Here is a 13,752-nt window from a genome sequence, read left to right as displayed (position 1 = left end):
TGCGCCATGGCCGGATGTGTTTTGGCAATAGACCAGGGCACGACGTCGAGCCGGGCAATTGTCTTCGGCGAAGATTTCCATCCAATCAGTGTGGGGCAGCAGGAATTTCCGCAACATTTCCCGAAGTCGGGATGGGTGGAACATTCACCGGCCGACATCTGGGCGAGCACCTTGCGCGTTTGCCGCGAGGCACTGGAAAAGGCTCCCTCTGGCGGGGCGGATGTTGCCGCGATCGGGATCACCAACCAGCGCGAAACCACGCTTGTCTGGGACCGGTCAACAGGCGAACCCGTCTATAACGCCATTGTCTGGCAGGATCGGCGTACAGCGGAGTTCTGTGCAAAATTACGCGCGGAAGGCCGGGAAGGCACCTTTGCGGCCAAGACGGGCCTGCTGCTCGACCCTTATTTTTCCGGAACCAAGATTGCCTGGATCCTCGACAATGTCGACGGTGCGCGTGAGCGCGCAGATCGCGGAGAGCTTGCTTTCGGAACCGTCGATACCTGGCTGATCTGGCAGCTCACGGGCGGCAAGGTGCATGCAACAGACGCCACCAACGCCTCCCGGACGCTGATCTACAACATTCATGACAACAAGTGGGATGAGGAACTCTGCAAGCTCCTCAACATTCCGCAAAGCCTGCTGCCCGAGGTGAAGGACAGCGCCGATGAATTCGGTGTCTCAGACACCGAGCTGTTCGGCCGGGCGATCCCGATCCTCGGTGTTGCGGGCGACCAGCAGGCGGCAACGGTCGGGCAGGCCTGTTTCGAGCCCGGCATGGTCAAGTCCACCTATGGCACAGGCTGCTTTGCGCTGATGAACACCGGTTCCAAGCCGGTCCGGTCCAATAACCGCATGCTGACGACCATCGCCTACAGGCTGAACGGCGAAACCACCTATGCGCTCGAAGGATCCATCTTCGTTGCCGGTGCCGCCGTCCAGTGGCTGCGGGATGGTCTGGGTCTCATTGAAAACGCCGCCGACACCCAGGCACTTGCCGAGCAGGCAGACCCGAACCAGGACGTCTATCTTGTGCCAGCCTTCGTCGGGCTGGGGGCACCTTACTGGGATGCGGAGGCCCGCGGTGCGCTGTTCGGTCTGACGCGCAACACGGGACCGAAGGAAATTGCCCGTGCGGTGCTGCAAAGCGTCGGCTTTCAGACGAGCGACCTTGTTGAAGCCATGCGGGCGGACTGGCCGGAAGCCGAGCAGCCGGTTCTACGTGTCGATGGCGGCATGACGGCGTCCGACTGGACGATGCAATTCCTGGCCGACATTCTGGGCGCGCCGGTCGACCGCCCAACCGTGCCGGAGACAACCGCCCTCGGTGCGGCGTGGCTCGCCGGTTCGAAGGCCGGTATCTGGCCCGGCGCCGAGGCTTTCTCGGCGGAATGGAAGCTGGAAAAGCGGTTTGAGCCGCGTTTACAGGAAAGTGAGCGGACAAGATTGCTTGCCGGATGGCAGGATGCCGTCAAACGCACGCGTTCCACGCAGGACTGACGATCGCATGGGCTCCCGATTTTGCGGGAGCCTATAAATTTCAGTCGGTTAGCGGATGTATGAAAAAGCTGCCACAGCGGTATTTGTTTTCCTGTGGCCGCCCTGGCGTGTTAAATATTTACGGCAGCAACTCTTACCTAGCAAAAAAATTTCAATATCGTCGTCAAATTAGAAATATGTTGGCAGTTGATTTTCTGACAAAAAAACGCCTTAGTTTGCGCTGGCTTGGGCTTAACTCCTTTGCGCGATTCAACGATGCAAGGCCCTTGCTCTTCATCAAGGGGAGAACAGTTTGATGAATTTCCAAAAAACCTTGAAGGCATCCCTTCTTGGCGTAAGCCTTGCTGTGATTGCAGCAACCGGCGCTTCTGCAAAAAACCTGGTTTACTGCTCTGAAGGTTCGCCTGAAGGCTTCGATGCTGCACTCTACACAGCAGGTACGACGTTCGACGCTTCCTCCAAGCCGATCTACAACCGGCTTGTCGAGTTCAAGCGCGGCACGACCGAAGTGCTGCCGGGCCTGGCTGAAAGCTGGGAAGTTTCCGAAGACGGCCTGGAATACACCTTCAAGCTGCGTCAGGGCGTGAAGTTCCACACCACCAGCTTCTTCACGCCGACCCGTGAATTCAATGCCGACGACGTGCTCTTCACCTTCGAGCGTCAGCTCAAGAAGGATCATCCGTGGCACGAATACACCGCCGGCACCGCCTGGGAATATTTCGAAGGCATGTCCATGCCGGACCTGATCAAGGAAATCGTCAAGGTTGACGATTACACGGTCAAGTTCGTGTTGAACCGTCCGGAAGCTCCGATGATCGCCAACCTGGCGATGGATTTCGCTTCCATCGTGTCTGCCGAATATGCAGCCCAGCTCGAAGCTGCGGGTACCAAGGACCAGCTCAACCAGCAGCCGGTCGGCACCGGTCCGTTCACTTTCGTGGGTTACCAGAAAGACGCCGTGATCCGTTATGCCGCCAACGCGGACTATTGGGGTGGCAAGCAGCCGGTCGACAACCTGATCTTCGCGATCACTCCGGATGCAGCCGTGCGCCTTCAGAAGCTGAAGGCCGGCGAATGTCACATCATGCCGTACCCGGCACCGGCCGACATCACAGACATCCAGTCTGACGATACTCTGACCCTGATGGAACAGCAGGGCCTGAACGTCGGTTACCTTGCTTACAACACCAAGCAGGCACCGTTCGACAAGCCGGAAGTCCGCAAGGCGCTGAACCACGCGATCAACAAGCAGGCGATCCTCGACGCAGTTTTCCAGGGCTCCGGCCAGGCTGCGAAGAACCCGATCCCGCCGACCATGTGGTCCTACAACGACGCCGTTGAAGACGACGACTACAACCCGGAACTGGCAAAGGAAATGCTGGAAGCCGCTGGTGTGAAAGATCTTTCCATGAAGATCTGGGCAATGCCGGTGCAGCGTCCTTACAACCCGAACGCCCGCCGTATGGCTGAAGTCATTCAGGCCGATTACGCCAACATCGGTGTGAACGTCGAGATCGTTTCCTACGAGTGGGGTGAATACCTGTCCCGTTCCAAGGACGAGAACCGTGACGGTGCCGTGCTTCTTGGCTGGACCGGTGACAACGGCGACCCGGACAACTTCCTGGCCGTTCTGCTCGGCTGTGATGGTGTCGGCGGCTCCAACCGCGCCCAGTGGTGCAACGAAGAGTTCGACGCACTGATCATGAAGGCAAAGACCGTGACCAGCAAGGAAGAGCGCACCAAGCTCTACGAAGAAGCGCAGGTCGTGTTCAAGGAGCAGGCTCCGTGGGCAACCATCGCTCACTCCGTCGTCTTCATGCCGATGTCCTCCAAGGTCACCGGTTACATCATGGACCCGCTCGGCGGTCACTGGTTTGACGGCGTGGACATTGCGGAGTAAATCCGCCTAACTCGAAGGAGGCGCTGGCAGCAATGCCGGCGCCTTCGGACATTCTGGCCGGCGGATGCCTTCCTGACATCAGGTCGTGTCCGCTGGCTCTTTGTATCTGGATCCTGACATGTTTCGCTTTCTTCTAGGTCGACTCGGCCTGTTGATACCGACATTCTTTGGCGTCACCCTCGTCGCCTTCTCGTTTATCCGCATGCTGCCGGGCGATCCTGCCGAGCTGCTCGCCGGCGAGCGCGGTATATCTGATGAACGGAGGGCTCAGGTTCTGAGCCAGCTTGGCTTCGACAAACCGCTTTGGCATCAGTATCTCGATTACATCGCCGGCATCTTCCAGGGGGATCTGGGCACCTCCTTCGTGTCGAAGAAGCCTGTGCTCGATGAATTTCTGACGCTGTTTCCGGCAACCGCCGAATTGGCTCTTTGCGCAATCATCATCGCCGTCTGCCTTGGCATTCCTGCCGGCATCTTCGCGGCCGTGAAGCGCGGATCGATCGCCGATCAGGCCATCATGGGAACAGCTCTGGTCGGCTACTCGATGCCGATCTTCTGGTGGGGCCTGCTGCTGATCATCCTGTTCTCGGGAACGCTCGGCTGGACACCGGTTTCCGGGCGCATCTCGCTGATGTTCTTCTTCCCGCAGGTCACCGGCTTCATGCTGATCGACAGTCTGCTGTCCGGCGAGAAGGGGGCGTTCCTCTCCGCCGTCCGGCACCTGATCCTGCCGTCCATCGTGCTGGCGACCATTCCGATGGCCGTCATCGCACGCCAGACCCGCTCCGCCATGCTGGAGGTTCTGGGGGAAGACTATGTGCGCACAGCCCGGGCGAAAGGGCTGCCGCCGCGTGCTGTCGTCGGTCTGCATGCGCTCAGAAACGCGCTGATCCCGGTGGTGACCACCATCGGTCTGCAGGTCGGGGTGCTTCTCGCAGGCGCCATCCTGACGGAGACAATCTTCTCCTGGCCGGGCATCGGCAAATGGCTCGTCGACAGTATCTCCCGCCGCGACTACTTCGTGGTTCAGGGCGGTCTGCTGCTGATCGCCGGGATCATCATGATGGTCAACCTGATCGTGGACGTGCTCTACGGCCTGATCAATCCGCGTATTCGCCACAACTGAGCCGGGGACAAGGAAAATGACAAATACCTCGCCGGCTGTGAAAGCCGACCAGACCAAGCTCCAGGCCGAAAGCCGCAACGCCACCAAAGCGCAGTTTCTGGAGTTCTGGTACTACTTCTCGCAGAACAAGGGCGCCGTGATCGGCCTCGTGATCTTTTCGCTTCTGGTCCTCATGGCGCTCTTCGCGCCGTTGGTGGCGCCGCACAGCCCCGACTTCCAGTACCGCGACAGTTTCCTGGTGCCTCCGTTCTGGGAAGAGGGCGGCAAGGCCGCGTTCCTGCTGGGCACGGATGCCGTCGGCCGCGATATCCTGTCGCGCCTCATCTTCGGTGCGCGCTTCTCGCTGTTCATCGGCGTCGTCGTGGTCACCATCGCCCTTGTCGGCGGTGTCGTGATCGGCCTTGTCGCAGGCTACATGCGCGGCATGACCGACACGCTGATCATGCGCGTGATGGACATCATCCTGGCATTCCCCTCGCTCCTGCTGGCTCTGGTGCTCGTTGCCATCCTGGGGCCGGGGCTGATCAATGCCATGATCGCGATTGCCATCGTGCTGCAGCCGCATTTCGTGCGGCTGACCCGTGCGGCCGTCCTGTCCGAACGCACGCGTGACTATGTCGTCGCGGCAAAGGTGGCCGGGGCCGGGCACATGCGGCTGATGTTCAAGACGATCCTGCCGAACTGCCTGGCACCGCTGATCGTTCAGGCGACACTGTCCTTCTCCAACGCGATCCTGGATGCAGCCGCCCTCGGCTTCCTCGGCATGGGTGCACAGCCGCCAACCCCGGAATGGGGCACCATGCTGGCCGAAGCGCGCGAATTCATCCTGCGCGCCTGGTGGGTGGTCACCTTCCCGGGCATTGCGATCCTGGTCACCGTTCTTGCCATCAACCTGGTTGGCGACGGCCTGCGCGATGCGCTCGATCCGAAACTGAAGAGGAGCTAAGCGATGTCTCTTCTTGAAATCAGAAACCTGAAGGTCGAGTTCGACACCGCCAAGGGTCCGTTCAAGGCACTGGACGGGGTCGATTACACGGTCGACGCGGGTGAGGTTCTGGCCATCGTCGGCGAGTCCGGGTCCGGAAAATCGGTTGCCATGCTGGCAACCATGGGCCTGCTGCCGAATACGGCAACGATCACCGCCGACAAGATGGAATTCGAGGGTCTGGACCTGCGCACCCTGTCGGCCAAGGAACGGCGCCGGGTGATCGGCAAAGACATCTCGATGATCTTCCAGGAGCCGATTGCCAGCCTCAATCCGTGTTTCACGGTCGGCTTCCAGCTGAGTGAAACGCTGAAGACCCATATGGGGATGAAGGGCCGTCAGGCCCGCGACCGGGTGGTCGAGATCCTGACCTCCGTCGGCATTCCGAACCCGGCTGAACGTCTCTCGGCCTTCCCGCACCAGATGTCCGGTGGTCAGTGTCAGCGTGTGATGATCGCGATGGCAATTTCCTGCGCGCCGAAGCTGCTGATTGCCGATGAACCGACGACCGCCCTTGACGTGACGATCCAGAAACAGATCCTCGATCTTCTGGTCCAGCTTCAGCAGGACAGCGGCATGGGGCTGATCATGATCACCCATGACATGGGTGTGGTGGCCGAAACCGCCGACCGGGTCATCGTGCAGTACAAGGGCCGCAAGATGGAGGAAGCCGACGTGCTGTCTCTCTTCGAAAACCCCAAGAACCCCTACACCAGGGCGCTGCTTTCGGCCCTGCCGGAAAATGCCACCGGCAAGCGTTTGCCCACGGTGAGCGACTTTGCCGAAGCAGGAGGTTTCTGAGATGGCTGACGACGTGATCCTCAAGGTCCGCGATCTCTACCGGACTTATGACATCAAGGGCGGCATGTTCAAGAAGGCGTCGACCCTGACGGCCGTCAAGGGCGTGAACCTGGACGTGGAGCGCGGTACCACCCTGGCGGTGGTCGGTGAAAGCGGCTGTGGCAAGTCGACCCTTGCCCGGATGCTCACCATGATTGACGCGCAGACCTCCGGCATGATCGAGATCGACGGTCTGTCGATCGATATCTCGAAGACGGGTATCTCGAAGGAAATGCGCCAGAAGGTGCAGATTGTGTTCCAGAACCCCTATGGTTCGCTGAACCCGCGCCAGAAGATCGGCCACGTGCTGGAAGAACCGCTGCTGCTCAACACCGACATGCCGTCGGCAGAGCGCCGCGATCTGGCCCTTCAGATGCTGGAGAAGGTCGGGCTGCAGCCGGAACATTACGGCCGCTATCCGCATATGTTCTCCGGTGGTCAGCGCCAGCGCATCGCGATTGCGCGGGCGATCATGATGAAGCCGAAGCTGCTGGTGCTCGACGAGCCGGTGTCCGCGCTGGATCTGTCGGTTCAGGCGCAGATCCTGAACCTTCTTGCCGATCTTCAGGAAGAAATGGGCCTCACCTATGTGTTCATCTCCCATGACCTGTCTGTGGTGCGCTACATCGCCGACAAGGTGATGGTGATGTACTTCGGTGAGGTGGTGGAATACGGTACGCGGGACGAGGTGTTCGAAAACCCGCAGCACGACTACACCAAGACGCTGTTTGCCGCGACGCCCCGGGCGGATGTGGCCAGCATCAGGAAACGTCTGGCCGCCAAGGCGGCCTGACGTCGCGGGAAATCCTCAGGCAACGGTTTCTGCGGCCGCTGGCGCCTGCCGGGCGGCCGCGCCGGCGACTTCGTATTGCTTTATTCCATCGAGGCGAAGGGGCGTCTGGGAGGAAATATCGCGGCTGGTGCCGTCGCTGAAGGTCACGGTGGCCGGTTTGCCGGAGTAAATTCCCGAAAGGGTGATCGAATCCTCGGAGCCGGCAAAGGACAGGACGGGAGAACCGCTGTCGTAGGAGATTGTCAGATCGTCGGCGGAATAGCCGTTGCCTATTCTGATTTCGAGACCTCCGGCCGAGGAGATCGTGTCGGCACCGTCTCCCTTCTCGAAATAGACGACCGTATCCGTGTTGACCCTGATCGTGTCGTTTCCTCGACCGGCATGGATCACGTTGCCGGAGTTGCCGGTGATCACATCGTCGCCGGCGCCCGCATGGATGGTGTTCCCGGAATTGACGTTGATGATGTCGTTTCCGCTGCCGGAAGTTACAGTGTTGCTCGCGTTGACGTTGATAACGTTGTCGCCGTTTCCTGCGTCGATTACGTTCTCCGCATTCGCGTTGATAACGTCGTTTCCGGTGCCGGTCGTGACGGCACTGTCCGCGTTGACCCTGATGACGTTGTCACCGTCACCGGCGTCGATGGTGTTGTCGGCATTTGCGTTGATAGCGTCGTTTCCGCTTCCGGTCGTGACGACATTGTTTGCATTGACCCTGATGATGTTGTCGCCATCTCCGGCGTCGATGGTGTTATCGGCGTTTGCGTCGATCGTATCATTTCCGTTGCCGGTTCTGATCGTGTTTCCCGCATTGGCCTGAATTACGTTGTCGCCGTCGCCAGCGTCGATCGTGTTTTCGGCATTGACCAGAATGATGTCGCTTTCAGCGCCAGTGATGATTTCGTTTCTTGCGTTCGCAGTGATGATTGAGCCAATCAGATCGTCTATCGACCGGCCTTGCGACGCGGAGCTGTCCGAGTTCTCAAGCGCCAGGCTGAGTCTGAACCTCTCAATCAGCTTTTCAACGTTCTTTTGTTCGGTAACCGCTTTCTCCAGAACGTCGGGAACTTCGGTGTTCGTCTGTTTGACCTGTCCGGCTTCCGTGGACATGCGCGCCGATGATTGGGGAGAATAAGCCGGGTATTGTGAAAAGGCACCGTTGATGTTCATCGACACTTTCCGATTTGAAGCGCTGCACGACAGGAAGTTGTAAAATTTCACCATGATTGTTCCTGCGCGTATTTAAGAATGCCTTAATTTGCCGAGAGGCTTCTGCGAGAGTGGGGTGAACGAAAGCACGTTTGGCTCTCCGAAGAGGATCCGTTTGTATTCCTGCCTGAGCATGCGCCAAAAATCTCTTGATCATTTCCATAATTCGAGTATTCTCGAATTATGGAAAAAGAAGACGCCCTGAATGCATTGGCTGCGCTTGGTCAGGAAACACGCCTCGACGTCTTTCGCCTTTTGGTGAAAGCCGGAAAAGAAGGCATGTCCGCCGGTGCCATTTCAGATGCGCTCAATGTGCGTCCGAATACCCTGTCGACCCACCTGGGCGCCTTGTCCCGCTCCGGCCTTGTGCACGCCGAACGGGACGGGCGCTCGATCTGTTATCGCGCGAGCCTTGAGGCGATGCAGGGCCTCGTCACCTATCTGCTGCAGGACTGTTGCGGCGGCAATCCGGAGCTCTGCGCCCCGATTGCTTCGCTTGTCGGCGGTGGCGGTTGTGAGCCGGGTGGAACGTGCTGACGCTCCGGTGCAACCTCGCATCCGGTTTGCTGAAAATCCGAGTTGAGAAAGAGTTGGAATGACACAGGAAACGTCACCCATGGGGATCTTCGAGCGCTTCTTGTCGCTCTGGGTCGCATTGTGCATTGCTGCCGGGGTCGGTCTCGGCGCAGTCTTTCCCGGAGCCTTCGAGGCAATCGCATCTCTGGAGTATGCCAACGTCAACCTGGTCGTCGCCGTACTCATCTGGGTGATGATCTACCCGATGATGGTCAACGTCGACTTCGCTTCGCTGAAAGATGTCGGCCGCAAACCCAAGGGCCTCTGCATCACGATCGTGGTCAACTGGCTGATCAAGCCTTTTACGATGGCGGCGCTCGGCATCCTGTTTTTCGAGCATGTGTTTGCCGGGCTGGTGGATCCGCAGACCGCCAAGGAATATATCGCCGGCATGATCCTGCTCGGTGTCGCACCGTGTACTGCCATGGTCTTCGTCTGGAGCCAGTTGGTGCGCGGCGATGCCAACTACACGCTCGTGCAGGTCTCCATCAACGACATCATCATGGTGTTCGCCTTCGCGCCCATTGCAGCGCTGCTGCTTGGTGTGACCGACATCGTAGTGCCGTGGCAGACCCTGCTTCTTTCCGTGATCCTCTATGTGATCATTCCGCTGGTGGCCGGCTATTTCACCCGCAAGGCGCTGGATGGATCGGGCAATGACGCGCGCATCTCCGAATTTACGGCAAAGGTCAAACCCTTCTCCGTGATGGGCCTTCTGGCGACCGTCGTGCTGCTGTTCGGATTTCAGGCCCAGACCATTCTGGAGAAACCCCTGGTGATCGTGCTGATCGCTGTCCCTCTGCTGATCCAGAGCTACGGCATCTTCCTGGTGGCTTATGCCTGGGGTTATTTCTGGCGCGTGCCGTTCAACACCGCCGCACCGGCAGCGCTGATCGGAACTTCCAATTTCTTCGAGCTTGCTGTTGCCGTTGCCATCAGCCTGTTCGGCCTGAATTCCGGGGCGGCCCTTGCGACGGTTGTCGGTGTTCTTGTGGAAGTACCGGTGATGCTGTCGCTGGTTGCCTTTGCAAACAGGACGCGGTCCCATTTTCCGGCGGCTGCCTAACCGGAGCCGCTGACCAGCGTCGTTGCCTGGCGGCGCAGATACAGCATCAGGTTTTCTGCGTGATCCATTGCGGCGGCCTCGTCTCCCGCGGCAATGGCACGCATCACCTCCATATGGCTCCAGGCCGCCGGGATGAGATCTGCCTCACCGAAATGGCGGTACCAGAACCGGCGGCTTTGCGTTTGCAAGGGAGCAAGAGCCTTTGCGGCAAACGGATTGCAGGCGGCCGTCGCGACGACCTCGTCGAAGGCTTTGTCCAGGCGCAGATAATCCTCCACATCCGGTTTCGCGGCGGCCTCGCGCATGTCTTCCGCAATCGCTTCAAGGGTTCTTCGCTCGTCCTTGCTGGCAAGCCGTGCAGCCAGACCGGCAACGAGGCGTTCCAGCGCATGGCGGGCCTCGAGGACTTTCAGAAAATCGGACGGGTTCATTTCGGCAACGACAATGCCGAGACGTGGCCGGATGTTGAGAAGGCCTTCCCAGGACAGCCGTTGAATGGCCTCTCGAATGGGCGTTCGGCCAAGGCCCAGTCTTTCGGTGAGGGCAATTTCGGTTATCGTGCCGCCTGGCTTCAGCTTCAGGGTAACGATCTCTTCTTCCAGCAGGCGATAAGCCTGCGCGGATCGGCTGGATTCTGCGGACATGGAAGAAAAGACCTTTGTATGTTTCAAATGTATTTTTGATATATCACAAAACGAAGCAGTAGACGAGCCTTGCCGGTTCTGGCAGGACGTGGAACCAGAAAACAATTACCGATCCTTGTTGGCTGCCGCAGGCAGTTGCCGCCTGATCCGGCGGTACACGCAAGTGATGACACACGAGAAAAGACACGCGGAATGAGCAAGGGACATGTCCATGTGATAGGTGCCGGCATTGTCGGCCTGGCAACCGCAGCCGCCCTGGTGCAGCGTGGCTATGGGGTTACGGTGCTGGACCGCGAAGGCCCGGCGGCAGGGGCAAGCCAGGGCAATGCGGCCGCCATCGCCTGGACGGATGTCGCACCGCTGGCGTCGCCCGGTCTGTGGAAGCAGGCCTTCAAATGGATGCTCGATCCACTGGGGCCGTTGTCGGTGCGACCGGCCTATGCGCTCAAGATCCTGCCCTGGATGCTGCGGTTCATGGCAGCCTCCAATCCCGCGAAGGTGGAGCAAAGCACGAAGGCGCTGGCGGACCTGAACGGTGGAGCGCTCCCGGCCTGGGAGGCGCTTTGGCGTGTGACGGGAACCCACAACCAGGTACGCCGGGACGGCTGTCTGGAACTGTTCGACACGGTGCAGTCACTTGAAGCCTCGCGCGCGGGCTGGGCCGAGCAGCGCGACTACGGCATCAAGGTGGAGGAACTCGACGCGTCTGCGATCCGCGATCTGGAGCCAGACCTTTCTGACCGTGTCGTCGGCGGCGCGCTGGTGCCGGACTGGGTTCAGGTGGATGAGCCGAAGGTGCTCTGCCTTTCGGTTGCCGAGTGGCTTTCCTCGCAGGGTGTCAAATTCGAGGTGGGTGAGGTCAGCCGCCTGCAGCCCAATGACACTGGCTGTGATGTGGTTCTGAAAGATGGCCGCAAGATCGAAGCCGAGCGGCTGGTGATTGCCTGCGGTGCATGGTCGAAGACACTTGCCGCGCAGTTGGGAGACCGGATCCCGCTGGATACGGAGCGTGGGTACAACATCACCATTCCGGAGCCCGGCGTTACCGTGAACCGCATGATCATGCTGTCCGGCCACGGGTTCGTGTTGTCGCGTTTGTCCAGCGGCTTGCGGGTGGGCGGCGCCGTGGAATTCGGTGGTCTGGATCTGCCGCCGAACTGGCGCCGGGTGGATGCCATGCTGGCCAAGGCAAAGCTGTTCTTTCCCGAGCTCAAGTCGGAGGGCGGCAAACGCTGGATGGGCTTCCGCCCGTCCATTCCGGACAGCCTGCCGGTGATTTCCCCGGCAACACGGCACGACCGCGTCTTCTATGCCTTCGGCCACGCCCACCACGGTCTGACCCAATCCGCCGTCACCGGCGAGATGATTGCGGATATGATCGAGGGGGGGCGGCCGGGCATCGATCCAGCGCCCTTTGCGGCAAGCCGGTTCTGAGCCAAGGGCAGCATTTGCTTTTTGACGAACAGTTGCGGCGGCCCGGGGGCCGCCGCTGTCGTGTCAGAGCCTCAGATCTTCAGATCCTTAGGGCTTCAGGGCCATCTTGACGCTGATATGCTGCGCCATCTCGTGAAAGTATTCTCCGGTCTGCTCAAAGCCGCAGGCGGCATAAAAGCGCCGGGCGCTCGTGTTTTCCTTGAAGACTTCAACGGTGAGCGGCCCCTTTCGTTTCACCGCATGTTCCACAAGGGCCCTTCCGAGGCCCTGTCCGTGGAAGCGCGGGTCGAGAAACAAGCCGCCTATGTAGGTGTCCAGCAGTGAAATGAAGCCAACGGCAATGCCGTCGATCTCCATGACATGGGTTTCCGCCTGCGGCAGATAAATGTCGCGGATGAGGGTAGCTGCCGTATCGTGAAAGTCGTCGCTCAGAAACGGATGCGCGTATTCGCTGGCCTTGCGCCAGATATGGATAATCCGTTCAGCGTCCTGGCTGACATAGGGTCTGATCATTTGGATAACATTGTCCTGGTCCGATCATGGAGTCATGACCGGGTATTGTCTCTGATGATGTTCGGCAAATGCAGCCCGGAAGGGCCGGGGGCGATTTGTGGATGGGCACCGGCGGGTGCCCGGAAGGTCAGGACATAAAATCTCCGAAGTGGACTGATTTCCCCATACCACAGCTCGCAAACGAAGGAAAAGGGCGGCGCACCGTTGAAGCTGACCTGTTCCGGCTCAGATCGCCTGCATCGGCGATTGGCGTTTTTCCCGGTAGAGCTTGTCCAACCGCAAGGTCACCATGGCAAACACCACCCAGCTTGTGTGAAACACAAGTCCGGCAAGGATGACGGTCCATCCGGGGATCGGGCCGATGGCAGCCCGGTGAAACACATCGGCAAGGCTGGTCAGCGGAACGGGATGAATCGCCAGCTTGCCGTAGTAGGCGACTGCCTGGATCGCCAGGATCCAGGAATAGTTGCTGCGCAGCCGCCGTCCTGCCGCTCTGACGAGGGAGATGTGATAATGCGGCATCTCATAATCGTCGGCGAGCATGGTTGCCCAGCTCCCCTGCATGGGAACCTTTCGTCCGGCAAGGATGGGGGCGTAAAAATCCGTCTCTATCAGCCGGGCGCGGGCCCGGAACATGTTGTAGTAGCGGTAGCGCCGGGCTTCGAAGATCAGAAAAACCGTCACCAGCAATCCGACCAGCACCATGGGCAGGGGCGAGGCATCCTTGTTGGAAAATGTCGCCGACAGGGCGATGCCGGTGGTAACGACAGCCCAGTTGGTGGTGTTGTCGAGGCGAGTGCGCCAATGGGTGCTGCGAAACACCTCAGCGCGGTAAAGGTGAGCAAGCGCGGTGAGCGTGCCGGACTCCATGTCCTGCTTGGGCCAGTGTTGCTCTTGATCCTTCTCCGGCATTATCCGTTCCTCGACGGAGTTCCTGCCGAACAGAGTAATGCAGTTTCCCGGTAATGCCAGAGGGGCAAAATTGACCAGGTGAAGCCTGGGGCAGGGAACGCGTCATATTGGCCTGAGAGCGGGATCTCCGGCATTCGGTCACGGTCACAGAAAGGGGCGGGAACTCCTTCTCCAGACGCCTTCGGAGGCCGATAGCTGTTCTGAAAACCAGTAGCGGACTGATCCAGCGGCGCGGGTAATCACCGCTGGATCAGGCG

The 13,752-nt window shown here is 59.6% G+C and carries 13 protein-coding genes; 9 read left to right on the top strand and 4 right to left on the bottom strand.

All coding sequences use genetic code 11. The features are described 5' to 3' along the window. Nucleotides 1-6 precede the first annotated feature (6 nt). The 6 genes from glpK (at nt 7) to SIAM614_RS03195 (ending at nt 7,144) form a co-directional block, all read left to right on the top strand. Nucleotides 7-1,500 (top strand): glycerol kinase GlpK, encoded by a 1,494-nt coding sequence (gene glpK, locus SIAM614_RS03220; protein WP_006932047.1) that lies wholly within the window; start codon nt 7-9, stop codon nt 1,498-1,500. Nucleotides 1,501-1,795: 295 nt separating this feature from the next. Beyond that, nucleotides 1,796-3,400 (top strand): ABC transporter substrate-binding protein, encoded by a 1,605-nt coding sequence (locus tag SIAM614_RS03215; RefSeq protein WP_006932046.1) that lies wholly within the window; start codon nt 1,796-1,798, stop codon nt 3,398-3,400. Nucleotides 3,401-3,518: 118 nt separating this feature from the next. Continuing rightward, nucleotides 3,519-4,526 carry an ABC transporter permease subunit gene (locus SIAM614_RS03210; RefSeq protein ID WP_006932045.1) on the top strand — a complete coding sequence of 336 codons (1,008 nt, stop codon included), beginning with the start codon at nt 3,519-3,521 and terminating at the stop codon, nt 4,524-4,526. A 16-nt stretch (nt 4,527-4,542) separates the two neighbouring features. Next, the gene (locus SIAM614_RS03205; protein WP_006932044.1) at nt 4,543-5,472 is read left to right on the top strand and encodes an ABC transporter permease subunit; all 930 of its coding nucleotides are present in this window, start codon (nt 4,543-4,545) and stop codon (nt 5,470-5,472) included. Between the two features lie 3 nt (nt 5,473-5,475). Then, a complete protein-coding gene (locus SIAM614_RS03200) occupies nt 5,476-6,312 on the top strand; it encodes an ABC transporter ATP-binding protein (protein WP_006932043.1) in 837 nt (278 codons plus the stop codon). A 1-nt stretch (nt 6,313) separates the two neighbouring features. Then, nucleotides 6,314-7,144 (top strand): dipeptide ABC transporter ATP-binding protein, encoded by an 831-nt coding sequence (locus SIAM614_RS03195; RefSeq protein WP_006932042.1) that lies wholly within the window; start codon nt 6,314-6,316, stop codon nt 7,142-7,144. Nucleotides 7,145-7,159: 15 nt separating this feature from the next. Here SIAM614_RS03195 and SIAM614_RS03190 read toward each other — a convergent pair whose 3' ends face one another. Continuing rightward, entirely contained in the window at nt 7,160-8,311 is a 1,152-nt protein-coding gene (locus tag SIAM614_RS03190; protein ID WP_040439020.1) for a calcium-binding protein, read from the bottom strand. A 222-nt stretch (nt 8,312-8,533) separates the two neighbouring features. Between SIAM614_RS03190 and SIAM614_RS03185 the strand changes: the two genes are divergently transcribed. Further along, entirely contained in the window at nt 8,534-8,887 is a 354-nt protein-coding gene (locus SIAM614_RS03185) for an ArsR/SmtB family transcription factor (RefSeq protein ID WP_006932040.1), read from the top strand. 58 nt (nt 8,888-8,945) lie between these two features. Further along, on the top strand, nt 8,946-9,992 hold the full coding sequence (gene arsB / locus SIAM614_RS03180; RefSeq protein WP_040439017.1) for an ACR3 family arsenite efflux transporter: 1,047 nt from the start codon (nt 8,946-8,948) through the stop codon (nt 9,990-9,992). Here arsB and SIAM614_RS03175 read toward each other — a convergent pair. Continuing rightward, a complete protein-coding gene (locus tag SIAM614_RS03175) occupies nt 9,989-10,636 on the bottom strand; it encodes a GntR family transcriptional regulator (protein WP_006932038.1) in 648 nt (215 codons plus the stop codon). The genes arsB and SIAM614_RS03175 overlap by 4 nt on opposite strands. Before the next feature lie 192 nt (nt 10,637-10,828). Here SIAM614_RS03175 and SIAM614_RS03170 point away from each other — a divergent pair, with 192 nt between their 5' ends. Next, the gene (locus tag SIAM614_RS03170) at nt 10,829-12,070 is read left to right on the top strand and encodes an NAD(P)/FAD-dependent oxidoreductase (protein ID WP_006932037.1); all 1,242 of its coding nucleotides are present in this window, start codon (nt 10,829-10,831) and stop codon (nt 12,068-12,070) included. 87 nt (nt 12,071-12,157) lie between these two features. Here SIAM614_RS03170 and SIAM614_RS03165 read toward each other — a convergent pair whose 3' ends face one another. Then, nucleotides 12,158-12,583: a GNAT family N-acetyltransferase gene (locus tag SIAM614_RS03165; RefSeq protein ID WP_006932036.1), complete on the bottom strand. Its 426-nt coding sequence runs from the start codon at nt 12,581-12,583 to the stop codon at nt 12,158-12,160. A gap of 225 nt (nt 12,584-12,808) precedes the next feature. Next, nucleotides 12,809-13,495, bottom strand: coding sequence for a DUF2270 domain-containing protein (locus tag SIAM614_RS03160; RefSeq protein WP_006932035.1), 687 nt, complete (start codon nt 13,493-13,495; stop codon nt 12,809-12,811). Nucleotides 13,496-13,752: the final 257 nt, after the last annotated feature.

The sequence above is a fragment of the Roseibium aggregatum IAM 12614 genome (genome assembly GCF_000168975.1).
GTDB lineage: Bacteria > Pseudomonadota > Alphaproteobacteria > Rhizobiales > Stappiaceae > Roseibium > Roseibium aggregatum.
The sequence above is the reverse complement of the archived record's forward strand: the minus strand, read 5'-3'. Positions and strand labels throughout refer to the sequence as shown.

Excerpts from the sequence above, each read along its gene's own strand:
- SIAM614_RS03175 (WP_006932038.1), bottom strand. The coding sequence starts at position 10,636 with ATGTCCGCAGAATCCAGCCGATCCGCGCAGGCTTATCGCCTGCTGGAA.
- SIAM614_RS03185 (WP_006932040.1), top strand. The coding sequence starts at position 8,534 with ATGGAAAAAGAAGACGCCCTGAATGCATTGGCTGCGCTTGGTCAGGAA.
- SIAM614_RS03200 (WP_006932043.1), top strand. The coding sequence starts at position 5,476 with ATGTCTCTTCTTGAAATCAGAAACCTGAAGGTCGAGTTCGACACCGCC.
- SIAM614_RS03165 (WP_006932036.1), bottom strand. The coding sequence starts at position 12,583 with ATGATCAGACCCTATGTCAGCCAGGACGCTGAACGGATTATCCATATC.
- SIAM614_RS03215 (WP_006932046.1), top strand. The coding sequence starts at position 1,796 with ATGAATTTCCAAAAAACCTTGAAGGCATCCCTTCTTGGCGTAAGCCTT.
- arsB (WP_040439017.1), top strand. The coding sequence starts at position 8,946 with ATGACACAGGAAACGTCACCCATGGGGATCTTCGAGCGCTTCTTGTCG.
- SIAM614_RS03210 (WP_006932045.1), top strand. The coding sequence starts at position 3,519 with ATGTTTCGCTTTCTTCTAGGTCGACTCGGCCTGTTGATACCGACATTC.
- SIAM614_RS03205 (WP_006932044.1), top strand. The coding sequence starts at position 4,543 with ATGACAAATACCTCGCCGGCTGTGAAAGCCGACCAGACCAAGCTCCAG.
- SIAM614_RS03190 (WP_040439020.1), bottom strand. The coding sequence starts at position 8,311 with ATGAACATCAACGGTGCCTTTTCACAATACCCGGCTTATTCTCCCCAA.
- SIAM614_RS03160 (WP_006932035.1), bottom strand. The coding sequence starts at position 13,495 with ATGCCGGAGAAGGATCAAGAGCAACACTGGCCCAAGCAGGACATGGAG.
- SIAM614_RS03195 (WP_006932042.1), top strand. The coding sequence starts at position 6,314 with ATGGCTGACGACGTGATCCTCAAGGTCCGCGATCTCTACCGGACTTAT.
- SIAM614_RS03170 (WP_006932037.1), top strand. The coding sequence starts at position 10,829 with ATGAGCAAGGGACATGTCCATGTGATAGGTGCCGGCATTGTCGGCCTG.
- glpK (WP_006932047.1), top strand. The coding sequence starts at position 7 with ATGGCCGGATGTGTTTTGGCAATAGACCAGGGCACGACGTCGAGCCGG.